Here is a 12,768-nt window from a genome sequence, read left to right as displayed (position 1 = left end):
TTTTTTGAACTGCGCCAGCCGCAAAGTCCGGGATATGCTCCGGTCATGTCGTCCGGATCACTCCTGAGGGTGGCGGTGGGGCCGCGCTTCGCGGCCCCGTTGCTGGACTATCTCGCACCCGCCGAGGCTCCCGTTCCCCCTGTGGGGGCGCGTGTTTCGGCGCCGCTGGGCAAGGGGAAGCGTACCGGTTTCGTGCTCGAGCACCTCGACGGGTCGGATGTGCCCGCCGAACGGCTGCGGCCGGTGGGGGAGGTGCTGGACGCCGAGCCGCTCTGGGACCCGGTCACGCTGGAAGTGCTGCGCTGGGCTGCGAATTACTACTGCCATCCGCTCGGCCAGGTCCTCGCCTACGCGCTGCCGCAGCAATTGCGCCGCGGCGGCCAACTGCCGGCTCCCCCTTTGTTCTGGCGGGCCCGCGATAACGCCTCGGACAAAACGCCGGGGCTCCTGGCGCGCGCGCCGAAACAGCGCGACCTGCTCGGACAACTGCTGGCGGCCGGGCGCGGCGGGCTGGCGGAGCGGGCGCTCGCCTCGCTTGCAAGCGACTGGCGGAGGATTGTCCGGCGGCTTGAAGAGAAGGGGCTGGCCGAATCGTTCGAACCGGGGATCCCTCAACCCGCGGACATGCTCCGGGAGGAACCGCTTGCGCTGAGCCCTGAGCAGTCCGCCGCGGTGAGCGCCATGCCGACGAACCAGGGCTATGCCTGTCATCTCCTCGATGGCGTTACGGCGAGCGGCAAGACGGAGGTCTATCTCCACCTCGTGGAACAGGTGCTGGCCTCGGGCCGGCAATGCCTGCTGCTGGCGCCGGAAATCGGGCTGACCCCGCAGCTTGCCGAGCGGCTTGCGGCCCGTTTCCGCGTGACCGCGGCGGTGCTGCATTCGGGCCTGAACGACGGCGAGCGTCTGAACGCCTGGGCGGACGCCCGCGCCGGGCGGGCGCGGCTGGTGGTCGGTACCCGCTCCGCCGTGTTCGTGCCCTGCCGCGAACTCGGCTTGATCGTGGTGGACGAAGAGCACGATCCGTCCTACAAGCAGCAGGACGGCTTTCGCTACCAGGCCCGCGACCTGGCGGTCATGCGCGCATCCAGGGCCGGCATTCCGGTCGTGCTGGGTTCCGCGACGCCGGCGCTGGAATCCCTGCTGAACGTGCAAAGAGGGCGCTATACGCACCCGCGGCTGACGAAGAAGGTCACCGGGTCGCGGCCTCCGCTGGCCCGGCTGGTGGACCTCAACCGCCATCCGCCGGAGCATGGCCTGAGCGCACCGCTGCTCCAGGCCATGTCCGAGCAGCTCGAGTCGGGTTCGCAAGTGCTGCTGTACCTGAACCGCCGCGGTTTCGCGCCGGTGCTGATGTGTCCGGATTGCCGCCGGACGGAAGAATGCAGCCACTGCGACGCCCGCCTGGTGTTCTATCGCAGGCGCGACCTGCTTCTCTGTCATCATTGCGGCGCCAGGCGCCGCCCGCCGCCCGTGTGCGAGAACTGCGGCTCGCCGCTACAGACCATAGGGCGCGGAACGGAACGGCTGGAGGAGGAACTTCAGGCGCGCTTCGAGGACTACCCGGTGGCACGCATGGACCGCGACAACGTGCGCGGCCGGCGCAGGCTGGAGAACATCCTGGGCGGCATTCGCGAGCGGCATTACCGTATCCTGCTCGGCACCCAGATGCTCACCAAGGGCCACGACTTCCCGAGCCTGGGGCTGGTGGGGGTGATCGACGCCGACCAGGGCATGTTTTCGCAGGAATTCCGCGGCCCCGAACGCCTGGCGCAGACGCTGGTGCAGGTTGCCGGGAGGGCGGGCCGGCGCGAGCGGCCCGGCCTGCTGGTGCTGCAGACCCGCTTTCCCGAGCACCCCCTGCTTCGCCAGTTGCTGAAGGAGGGTTACGGCGGCTTTGCCGCCACGGCGCTGGAACTGCGCCGGCGCAGCGGCTGGCCGCCATTCGCGCACCTCGCGGTGCTGCGGGCCAACGCGCCGGAAGCGGCGAGCGTCCGCGAGTTCCTCGATCGAGCGAAAACGGCCGCCCCGGAAAACGGCGGCGGTTCCGCGGTGGATGTGCTTGGACCGGCCCCCGCCCTGATGGAGCGCAGGCGCGACCGCAACCACGCGCACCTGCTGGCGCGCTCGCCCGACCGCGCCCGCCTCCAGGCCTTCCTCGGTCGCTGGATACCGGCGGTGCGCGAGTTGCCGCGCCCCAGGCGCGTGTCCTGGTCGCTGGACGTGGACCCGGCGGAAATCGGATAATCCTGGTCTTTCGGGAGCACCGTCTTGCGAAAGAAAGTCCTTGGGCTGCTCGGGCTGTTGCTGGCGGCGGTCGCCGCGGCCGGAATCTACGACTGGGCATTCTGGTACAACTACCTGCGCTTCATCGGCGGCGGCCCGCCGGATTTCCTCGGAGCGCTCGACCGGTACCCGACCACGGAACCGGTGCCGGGCGATCTCACGCAGGCCTTGCCCGGGGCGACAGGCGAAGAACGCCGCTTCGCCGAGGCGATTGCCTATGCCCGGGAGATGCAGTCCGACTCCCTGCTGGTCTGGCACGACGGCGCCTTGCGCGTGGAGTGGTATCGCGAGGGGCTCGGTCCGGACATCCGCCCGGAAACCGCTTCCATGCACAAGAGCATTCTGGGTCTGATGTTCGGTCTGGCCATTGAGAAGGGCCACATTGGAAGCGTCGATGATCCCGTGTCGCTCTATCTGCCGGAATGGCGCGGTGAACCGCGCGGCGGGATCACCATCCGCAACCTGCTCAACATGGCGTCCGGTTTCATGTTCTATACGCCGAGCCGAAATCCATATGCCGACTTCAATCAGCTCCTTTTCGGCATGCGGCTGGAGAGGCTGATGCTCGAGCTGCAGCTGGCGAGCCCGCCCGGCGCCCGGTTCGCCTACGCGAACGTTAACAGCCAGCTGCTCGGCGTCATTCTTGAGCGCGCTACAGGCCGGCGCTACGCCGACTTCGTATCGGAAAACCTGTGGCAGCCGCTGGGCGCCGACGACGCTTACGTGTGGCTGGACCGCCCCGGTGGCCTGGCGCGCACCTATGCCGCGTTTCTTGCTCGCCCGCGGGACTGGCTCAGGCTTGGCCTGATGATCAAGGACGGCGGGCGCTATGACGGTCGCCGAATCGTGTCCGGGCATTGGATCGACGAAATGACCGCGGCCTCCGGGAGGGAACCGAACTACGGCTATCAGATCTGGCTGTCGAACGAGGACGTGCGCAAGCGCTACTACACCGAGGAACGCGAGGGCGTGGGGTTCGCCATTTCCGAACCCTTCCTGTCGGACGATCTCGTCTATTTCGACGGGATCGGCGGGCAGCGGGTGTTCATCAGCGCCGACGACGATTACGTGATCGTCCGCACCGGCCCCCGGCGGGTGGACTGGGACGAGGCGGTGCTGCCGAACGCCGTGGCGCGGGCCCTCGTGGCTGCATCGATACAATTGGCGCCGCTGCTGGAGACAGGTAATGATCCTGAATAGACGGGCCGCGATAATCTGGGCCACCGGCGCGGCCCTGAGCGGAATGGCGATGCCACGCGCCGCGTCCGCGAGCGCTCCGAGAGGGTTTGATCCCGGCGATCCGTCGGACAATCTCCATGGTCTGGCCAAGGTCATGGGCGATCTGAACGGCGAGCCCAACTGGATGATAGGGGAGGGGCGAATCTACGCGCTGGTTCACGGAGAAATGCCCGTGCCGCTGTTCGGCGTTTCGGGCCTGCGCTACGTGAAGTTCGTTCGCGAAGGCGATGGATTTCGCATGTCGGTGCGTGACTGGGGCTTTTTTACGGATCTTGATACCGGCGCCGTACTGGAGTCCTACAGGAATCCATACACCGGGGAAACGAATACGCCGGCGCCTCTGTTGACACGTCTGAGTTCCTGGATCATGGGTCCGGGAGGCCAGCACATGGAGGGCTATACGGGAGAGGCCTGGCTGATGGACCGGCCGCTGCTATTGCCCTGGTCTTTTTCCGGCGAAGATGCGGCCGTTACCCTGGAGCTTCTCGTGAAGTACGGACATGGCGGCTACGGGGCGGAGTGGATCAACATGCTCGCGAGGACGTCCGATGTCGTTGATGCGGATGTCACAAGCGCCGACATGCGCTATTCCTGGGGCGGCTATTCGCCCTGGGCGCGATGGATGAACATGGGTGACCGGCCCGGACGTACGTTCTGGAACTCAACCGGCCGAAAGACGGCCAGCCTGGATTACCTGGCTCCGGAAGTCCGTTCGGTCTATGACCGCTATTTCCCCGGATCGCTTGAAAACCCGGAAACTTACGAGAAGACGTCCGGTTTGACTACGACGTCCGATGAAGAATGATCATGGCGCCCGGCGGGATTCGAATGGCCCGGGCCGGGGATGGGAATCACGCTAGCGTGTTTCCTGCTCCAGGTAGTCAAGCAATGCCGCGCGGTCGGCGCCTCTCTCTATCCCGATGAAGACCATGGCGGTCCCCGGAACGAGTTCGTAAGGCTCCGCCAGGAACCGGCTCAGGTTCTCGCGCGACCAGACGATCCCCGATTCCTTCAGGGAGTCCGTATAGTTGTAGCCCGGCTTGTGGGCGGCCGGCGCCCCGATTACACGATGAAGGTTGGGGCCGACCTTGTGGTCTTCGCCCTCCTTCAGGGAATGACAGGCCGTGCATTGCAGAAACAGGATGCGGCCGCGCCGCATCGCCACAGGGTCCGGTGCGGCTTGCGGCTGCTGCGCGCCGGCTTCCGCTGCATGGGCCAGCCCGCCCGGGTTGGAATCGGAAGCCTGCCCCAGCGGACCTGTGGCCGGGCCGGGCGCATCGGCCCCGGCGGTCAGCGCAAACATCAGGCCGGCCAGTAACGCCGCCCGGACGGTTCGTCCGAATGCGGTCGGATAAAGGTTCGTCACAGGCATCTCAGCGCTCCCCGCCGGCGATCGCCAGCGCCTCCAGCGACTCGCGGAATTCGTAGCCGTCCCGATAGCACGAGGCCACCAGGTCTCCGGTATTCACGGCCAGCGATCGTGAGTCCGGGTCGTTGACGGTAAACACGACCGAGGCGAGTTCGCCCTTTCGGCGGATCGAGAAATAGATGAAATCCGGCCGCGTCGAGTAATACGGGTATTCCTTGTCGCGCATCAGGAGCGTGAACTCCTGGCCGTCGCGTTCCCGGGTGACGTCGGCCGACCCGCCCTGGCTGTGCAGCGAAATGTCCGTGATTTCCTGGGGTTCGGGCCCGCGCGGGTCGAACGTGATGCCGCAGGTAAAGCGCTTGACGCGGCGCAATTCGAAGGGTTGGTCAGCCGGCATCCCGACATGAAGACTGTCGTCGGCGACCAGGAAAGTGGAATCCACCCGCCAGTACTTGGTCTCGGAAAGATACAGATCGTGGACCGAATAGCGGCGCAACTCGCCCTCGCCGAAAACGCAGGCTTTCGGCCGCATGCCGCCTTCGAACTGTCCGGCCACGCGTTTCCAGTAGACATCGCACTCGTCCAGGAAGAATGCGTCCTCGGCCGTGAGATCGTCGAACAGGCCGGGATTGTGCTGGGCGCCGAGAAAGCGCTCCGGCTCATTGAAGAAGCCCTGCCGCATGCGGATTCCGCCGTCCTCCGGGGCCGAAGAAAAGATCACCAGGCGCTGGCGGAACACCCTTTCCGGATCATCGTGGGTGTACTCCTCCACGTAGAAGACGTGCTCGCCGAAGTCCGGCGCGCCAATGCGCTTGTGCGTCGTGTGAATGCGAACATGCCGTTCTTCCTCGGGCGTATTCGAACGCGGGTCCGCCTGGAACCAGCGCTGCTCCTCGTTGTCGAACTCGCCTTCGAACCAGTCCGTCAGGATCAGGAGGTCGCGGGCGAGGGGATCATATTCAGTTGCCGCGGTCGCGGCCAATGGAGCGCACAAGAGCGCAAAAAGCAGAACTCTCATGGCGGAACTCAGGCGCGAAGCAGTGCGTCCACCGCGGCGCGCTCGCCCGACTCGAAGGCGCCCTCCATGCCGCGCTCCATCAGGGCCGTGTGTTCTCCCGCGAAATGAATATTGCCGTGGGCTTCGCGCATGTGGGCGGCGAACTGCCCGACCTGGCCGGGACGCCAGAACACCCAGTCTCCGCCGCCGTGGACTTCGCGATGACAGGACTGGATCCCGATCGGTTCGAGCGCGCCCTTGAGCGAAGGCCTCACCCGTTCGAGTTCCCGCATCGTGTATTCGCTGACCTGCTCGTCGCTCATGAAGTCGTACTTGTAGGCTTCGTTGCCGTTGATGAAGGCGACCGCGGAGGTCGCCTCGCCGTTCGGACCGCGGTGATGGACGCCGAAGCGCTCGAAAGGTTCGTCGGTCCACATGCTGCCGGGCATTTCGTCAAGCTCCCAGAAGTTCTTCTTGAGCAGGAAGTGCACCTGGATGGACGTGCCGTAGTCGATTTCGTCGATCGCCCGTTCCATCCGCGCCGGCAAGCGTGGCGTGAACTTGACCTTGCGCAGGACCGGCCAGGGCGTCGAGCAGATAACCTGGCGGGCGGTGTAGCGCGTGCCGTCCATGCAATGCACGGTCACCTCATTGCCCTTGTCCTCGAAGGCATAAACGGTCTTGTTCAGTTCCACCGGGTTGTCCAGGGATGCGGCCATGGCTTCCGGCAGGTTCGAGTTGCCGCCCTTGATCTGCACCCAGGCGGGCTGGCCCGCCATTGCGAGGGCTCGCGAGGCGTTGAATTCTCCCACCGCATAGCGGCGCATTTCGTGCAGGGCCGAGGTGTTGTCCATGTGGTCGGTATGGATCACCACGTTCATCAGGCGGATCGTTTCGTCGTCGAAACCGAGATACTCCTTGAGGTAGTGCGTCTGGGGTATATCGAAGCGCGCGAACTCCGGCGTGATCCAGGCATCCAGGGGCTGGCCCGACAGCGGATTGTTCTTGTGCGACAGTTCGAACAGCATGCGGTGGGGCAGGATCCGCCGGTCGTCGCCCTCCGTGGGGTTGAGCGGATGGCTCTCCCAGTCCGAGGCCAGGATGTATTCGCCCCGGATGCGGTAGCACCACTCCCGAATGTCGGACACGTCGTCCGGCCCCAGCATTTCCAGTCCGAGCCTTTGGGCCGTGTCGATCATGCGGGCGTAGTTGGCCCCCATCCATTCGCCGCCGGCCTCCGGCTTGCCCGGCACATCCATCAGCGTGTAAACGCGGCCGCCGATCCGGTTCCGCCCCTCCAGCGTCATGACGTCAAGCCCCTGTTCCTGGAGTATGCAGGCAGCGTGCAGGCCCGACAGGCCGGCGCCGACAACGATGACGTCATGACCCTTGTAGTTCGTTACCGCGCGTGCCGCGGCCGGCAGGCCGGCCACCGCCAGCGCGCAGGCGCCGGTACCGATGAAGCGCCTGCGCGAGTAGCCGCTGGTGTCGATGGACAGCCCATGGTGTTCCGCCCTGTGTGCATGATCAGACATTTGCGTCCCCTCCGGGTCCAGCATTTGTGAAAAGAATATAACCGAGTTGCTAGCGAAGCACCTCTCTTGTCCAGGCGGCAACGTCGCTTGCGGCCTGATTCCGAAGCCCCGAAAACCAGTGGTCGGCGCCATTCGGGCCGCCATACCAGACCACTCTCACAGGGCCGGCAGCGGCCTTCTCCAGCTTACCGGGAATATCGCGGCCGACAAGATAGTCATTGGATCCGGCCAGCACCGCTATGGGGCTCTCGATTTCCGCCAGCCGCTCCGTCAGTACGGTGCGCGCCCCGGGTCCGAAAAAATTCAGCCAGGATCCGGACCTCTGCCCGAACATTCCGCGCTCGCCGTTCACCGCTGGAGATGGCAGGTAGAACTTGTCGGTAATGAGTTGCGACCCGCCGTTTTCGACGTCAAGCATCGCCATGGAGACAATGGATTCGTAACGGTCGCTGCCCAGCGCCTGCCTGGCCCACTGCGGCAGGTCGCCGATCGGACCCAGGAACACGAGTCCGGCAACACGAGGATCGCGCGTCTCCGCGGCGTAGATCGCGGTGAGTGTCGCGCCCACTCCGTGACCGACCAGCACGATTCTTCGGGAGCCCCTGTCTTCGAGAAAATCCATCCAGTTGCCCAGGTCGTCCACGATCTCGTCCACGTTCGCGATAATGCCGCCGGTGAATCCGCTGGCCCGCGTCATGGGCGTCAGCGTCGCGAATCCCGATTGGGCCAGGCGGGTCGCCAGCCAGTGCCCGGGACCCTCCATGATGGTCGCGCCGAATCCGTTCTGAATCAGGAATACGGGACGCGTGGCATCGCTGTCCTCCCTCGGGCCGTATAGCACCCCGGGGAAATACCTGCCGGTCGCCAGGCGGGCGTCGACGAGGCGCGTTTGGATCGGTGAGCGCGGGCCCAGTCCCTGCTCATCCAGCCACCGGATCGCATCGGCCGCCGCCCGGTCCTGAAACCCCGAAAAGAAATGATCGCCGTTCTCGTATCCGATGTAGTCGACGACCGGCGAATTTATCGCCGCTTTCTTGAGCTGCTCCATTCGTCCGGGCGGCACGTAGGGGTCCTCCGAGCCGGCCAGCATGAGCATCGGCACTTCGATTTCGGCGAATCGCTCCGAATTGCGCGTGCGCGCATCCGGCCCCCACCAATTGAGATACGCTGCCGGCGTCTGAAACGTGAACAGGAGGTCGATAAACTCGTCCTTTTCAATCCCCCTGGAGCGGTCGGGATCGTCGCTGAGATCCATTCGTCCGCGGCCTGCAGCCACAGCTTCCCTCGCCGTTCTGATCCTCGCTTCCACGCCTTCGCGCGTGGCCCAACCCGGTATGGCTTCGGGCATGTCCGCGGTCGGTGCGAAGTGGACCGCGGCCTTGACGCGCGGGTCCTTCCTGTCGGCGAGATATCCGGCAATACGAATACTGCCCAGGCTGTGCGCCAGCAACACGATGTCTTCTATGCCCAGGTTATCGAAGTAGTCGATGGCCGCCTTGATGTCCTTCTGGGATTCCTCGTAGAGACTGTCGATGTGCCCTGCGGACTGGCGGGACAGGAGGCTCAACGTCGCGTAGCCGGCCGCCGCCAGACGCTCGGCCGCAAACCTTGGGGCGCCCACCTGTCTTGCCGGATGTCCGCCGAACCCGCCGTGATGAAAAACCAGGGCGGGGCCGTGCCGGTTCATGCCGGCTTCCGGATACATCAAAATCGCCGGAATCACTACGCCGTCGTCGTCGGTCAACTCGATAACCTCATGAACGTTTCCGGAGATCGGGGTCGGATCTCCCAGTCCCTGGGCGGATGCCCGCTGCTGGGACGAGAGCAGCAGCAGTATTGCGCCCAGCATTGCCGGCCATCGAACGTTTCCAGACGCCTTAAGGCGAAATTTCCTGATCATTGCATTACTCCAACGTTTTCGTTTCAAGCTCCCAGCGCGAATAAGCCGCGAGGTCTTCGATCATCTGTCGCGCAGGTTCATCCGGATGGAATCTCAGTCGCTGCTGAAAGCCGAACAGCCGGTTTCCGGGTGTTACGAAATAGTCCAGCATTCCGCCCTTGAACTTGAGCGAGGAGACCGGCTCTTCGCCTTTCTTCCGCATACAGTCGAGCAGCTGATCGTGTCCGTACTCGCGAAGGATCCAGGTGTCCCGGACAGAAACCCGGTCTTGCGGGCGCGCCAGCCGGCGCCCCGATTTGCGGATCTCGAGAATGGCGGTATCGCCCAGTCCCAGCCACTCACGGCCGCCAAGATCGCCCAGCCTGTCCAGCTTCAGCGTGTTGGCGAGAAACTCCGCATCTCCGGTCGGGTCGGTGGTCGGGTGCACGACGCGACTCAGGGCCTGCACCGCTCCATCGATCCCGATGCCGCCGGGCAGAGTGGTGCGGTTTCCGGTCCAGGCTTCGGTCAGCCTCTTGTCTATCGCGAACAAGGAGTCGTCCCTGAGCCGTTCAATACCGAGCGGGAAACCTTCCGGGTCCTGAACGAAAACGGTATCCGCCCGCTCGTCCCGTTCCGAACGCAGGATACCGGCCCCGCCGCTCAACAGCCGTTCCACGCTTGCCTCGTGGTCATGAGACCGGAAGACGGGAATGCATTGACTCTCCCGCGTCCCGGTTGCGGCTTTCTCGCCGATCAGGTTGGTTTCGAATACGCACACTTCGCCCGCCCAGTACATGGCGCCGGCGTGCCCATCCGTTTCCCACGAGCGCAGGCGCGGCAGGCCCAGCGCTTGTTCATAGAACCGGCCCAGTTCGATAGGATTCGCCGTTCGCCGGACAAACCATCCCAGTCCCTGCACTACCTTGTCCAACGCTTCACGCCCTCTCGGCAAAACGGCGCTCGGCCTCGAGGTCTTCTGGATAGGCTTCCACCGGCTCAAGAAAGTTCTCGGGCGCGTAGCGTTGCTCAATGCCCGTGATCCGGCCTTCCGGGTCGGAAAAATAGGCGAGGTGGGCCCGTTTCCATTGAATGTGCTCGTTGACGAAATGCACGTTTCGCTCCTTTACGCTCGTCTTGAAGCGTTCCGTGTCCTGCAGCCGCAGGATGAAGGAGTTCGTAACCTCCACCCGGTCCTCGGGCACGCGTGCAAGCCGGCCGCCGGGCCGAAGTTCCAGGAAGGTGTTGTCCCCCAGGTGGAAAACGGCCCTGTCCGTATCCGATTCGGCTTCTTCCAGGCCTATGACCTCTCGATAGAAGGAGTGCATTGCCGTGAAGTCCCTTGCTCGCATCAATATGCCGTCCAGGCACTGTATGTCTCCGGGCATCTTTGCCCCGCGCACGGGTTGAAAGCGGTTTCCCGTATCGAAACGGCGCCAGGCTTCCCGATCGATCGCCGAACCCGCGGTCCTTGGCGTCTCGCGAAACAGCATCAGCTGGTCGTCCGGATCGAGCACGAAGGCCTGGCGGAACGTGGGCGATCTTTCCTCTCGCAGTATGCGCACGCCGGCGTCCGCCAGGCGTTGCAGCAATCCATCCAGCCCATGCGCCCTGAAAATGGGCGTGCAAGGCGCCGTATCCGGGTCCCGGTCGCGCTCCGGCATCGGTGCTTCGTCTGATTTCAACTCAAATACGGTTGCCTCTCCGGCCCAGAACATGGTCACCGTCCAGGGTCTGCCGCCTCGCAGCACGGGCAAGCCGATCACTTCCCGGTAGAAATCGCCCAGTGCATGCGAGTCCGCGGTCCTGCGCATGTACCAGCCCATTGCCATCAGATTGCCTTGCAATGGGCTGGTCATGATTCCTCTCGCAGTGCGAGGTACCGGCTCAGATGAGTGCCTGCGGGATTGTCCTGCCAGCCCGTTACACGCGGACTGACCAGCCTCTTGGACACATAGTGGTAGATGGGAATCACCGGAAATTCGCTTAGCGCAAGGGCTTCCGCCTCGCGCAGACTGGCGGCCCGAAGCGGGGGATCGAAAATGTTGTTCGATTCGTCGATCAGCCGGTCGAACACGGCATTCGAGTAGCGCGAATAGTTGTCCCGCAGGTTCCCGGAGGAAAACCGGATCAGGAACGCGCTGGGGTCCGCAAAGGAAGCGAAGGCCGCGGACCTGCCGACCTCGAACTCACCCAGCGCAAGGTCCCTGAAATGAGTCCGGGATTCGGTGCTGAGAACGGTCGCCCTGATGCCTACGGCCTTCCACATGCTGGCCATGGCGACCGCAACCGCCTGATGCTCCTCCGTCATGTTGTAGCGAATCTCGACCTCCAGTGGATTTGATGGGCCGAAACCCGCATCCGCCAGCAGTTTTCTCGCTATCCCCTGCCGTTCCTCAAGCGGCAGAACGCTGTCCACGGGAGGTTCCAGCGGTGGGTAGAACTCGAAGCCGGGCGGCACCATGGAATAAGCCGGCTGCTCTCCCGAGCCGAGCAGCCTGAACGCGATCGCCTCGCGGTCAATGGCAATGTTCATGGCGCGTCGCGTCCTGACATCCGCGAATTTCTCGAGCGTCAGGTTGATCGGGAAATAGTAGGTGCCGTAAATGGGGAAGATCCGAACGGAGCCGCCGAGGTTGTTTCTGACCCAGGCAGCCTGGGACGGCGGAAAATTCAGGCCCAGGTCGAGTTCGCCGGCACGGAAACGTTTGAGCTGCGTGCTCAGGTCTTCGGTCGGAAAGTAGCGCACGCCCCGAAGCCGCACGGAATCCCGCTGGAAGAAGTGCATGTTCCTTTCGACCTGCACATGGACGCGGGGAGTCCATTGCCTCAGCACAAAAGCGCCGTTGCTGATCGCGTTCGGAGGACGCGACCAACTTCGACCAAACTGTTCGATCGCATGTTCCGGCACAGGCAACGCGGCCGGAACCAGCAGCAGCCTGTCGAAATAGGGTACGGGGCGTCCGAGCTCGATGATCAGCAGGTCGGGCTCAGGCGCGGATACTCCCAACCGGTCCGGATTCATGTCTCCGCTGTTGACCGCGCGGGCGTTCCTTATCGGGTACAGCAGCGACGCGGTGGGCGAGGCCGTTGCCGGGTCCATCGAGCGGCGAAAGGAATAAAGAAAATCGGCCGAGGACATCGGCGTGCCGTCGGACCACTTCAGATCGTTCCGCAGCGTGAACGTCCAGGTCAGGCCGTCCGCTGATACGGTGTAATCCGACGCCGCACCGGGCACCACTCTTCCATGCGCATCCCGCGTCAGCAGGCCTGTAAATAGGTCATTGATGATGATGAGTTCGGCCGTGTTACTTCCACGGTGCGGATCGAGCGTGCCCGGTTCGCCGCTATTGCTGCGGCGCAGAATGTCCGCTTCCTGGGCCTGGCTGCCTTCGGCAACGAGGGCGCAAATCAATAGTGCGGTCGCAAGCCAGGTTCTTGCGTCCATGCGTGCCGGGATCAT

At 64.2% G+C, this 12,768-nt stretch carries 10 protein-coding genes; 3 read left to right on the top strand and 7 right to left on the bottom strand.

All coding sequences use genetic code 11. The annotated features are described in order from the left end of the window. Positions 1-45 precede the first annotated feature (45 nt). From F4036_08055 to F4036_08045, 3 genes are read left to right on the top strand one after another with little or no spacing between them, the layout of a single operon-like run. The gene (locus tag F4036_08055; GenBank protein MYK37689.1) at positions 46-2,247 is read left to right on the top strand and encodes a primosomal protein N'; all 2,202 of its coding nucleotides are present in this window, start codon (positions 46-48) and stop codon (positions 2,245-2,247) included. A gap of 24 nt (positions 2,248-2,271) precedes the next feature. Next, positions 2,272-3,486, top strand: a complete 1,215-nt coding sequence (locus tag F4036_08050; protein MYK37688.1) for a serine hydrolase — start codon at positions 2,272-2,274, stop codon at positions 3,484-3,486. Continuing rightward, the gene (locus F4036_08045) at positions 3,473-4,330 is read left to right on the top strand and encodes a DUF1838 domain-containing protein (protein ID MYK37687.1); all 858 of its coding nucleotides are present in this window, start codon (positions 3,473-3,475) and stop codon (positions 4,328-4,330) included. The genes F4036_08050 and F4036_08045 overlap by 14 nt, the downstream gene beginning before the upstream one ends. Before the next feature lie 51 nt (positions 4,331-4,381). On the opposite strand, the gene F4036_08040 is transcribed toward F4036_08045, so the two are convergent. The 7 genes from F4036_08040 to F4036_08010 are packed head-to-tail and all read right to left on the bottom strand — an operon-like array spanning position 4,382 to position 12,768. Then, entirely contained in the window at positions 4,382-4,897 is a 516-nt protein-coding gene (locus tag F4036_08040) for a c-type cytochrome (protein ID MYK37686.1), read from the bottom strand. A 1-nt stretch (position 4,898) separates the two neighbouring features. Further along, positions 4,899-5,912, bottom strand: a complete 1,014-nt coding sequence (locus F4036_08035; protein MYK37685.1) for a hypothetical protein — start codon at positions 5,910-5,912, stop codon at positions 4,899-4,901. An 8-nt stretch (positions 5,913-5,920) separates the two neighbouring features. Next, entirely contained in the window at positions 5,921-7,570 is a 1,650-nt protein-coding gene (locus F4036_08030) for an FAD-dependent oxidoreductase (protein MYK37684.1), read from the bottom strand. Continuing rightward, a complete protein-coding gene (locus F4036_08025) occupies positions 7,476-9,326 on the bottom strand; it encodes an alpha/beta fold hydrolase (GenBank protein MYK37683.1) in 1,851 nt (616 codons plus the stop codon). The genes F4036_08030 and F4036_08025 overlap by 95 nt, the downstream gene beginning before the upstream one ends. Before the next feature lie 4 nt (positions 9,327-9,330). Then, complete coding sequence (locus F4036_08020; protein ID MYK37682.1) at positions 9,331-10,239, bottom strand: hypothetical protein; 909 nt, start codon at positions 10,237-10,239, stop codon at positions 9,331-9,333. Between the two features lie 4 nt (positions 10,240-10,243). After that, on the bottom strand, positions 10,244-11,164 hold the full coding sequence (locus F4036_08015) for a hypothetical protein (protein MYK37681.1): 921 nt from the start codon (positions 11,162-11,164) through the stop codon (positions 10,244-10,246). Continuing rightward, entirely contained in the window at positions 11,161-12,768 is a 1,608-nt protein-coding gene (locus F4036_08010) for a peptide ABC transporter substrate-binding protein (protein ID MYK37680.1), read from the bottom strand. The genes F4036_08015 and F4036_08010 overlap by 4 nt, the downstream gene beginning before the upstream one ends.

The organism is Gammaproteobacteria bacterium, assembly GCA_009845905.1.
Lineage (GTDB): Bacteria > Pseudomonadota > Gammaproteobacteria > Steroidobacterales > Foliamicaceae > Foliamicus.
This window is presented reverse-complemented; position numbering and strand designations above follow the sequence as displayed.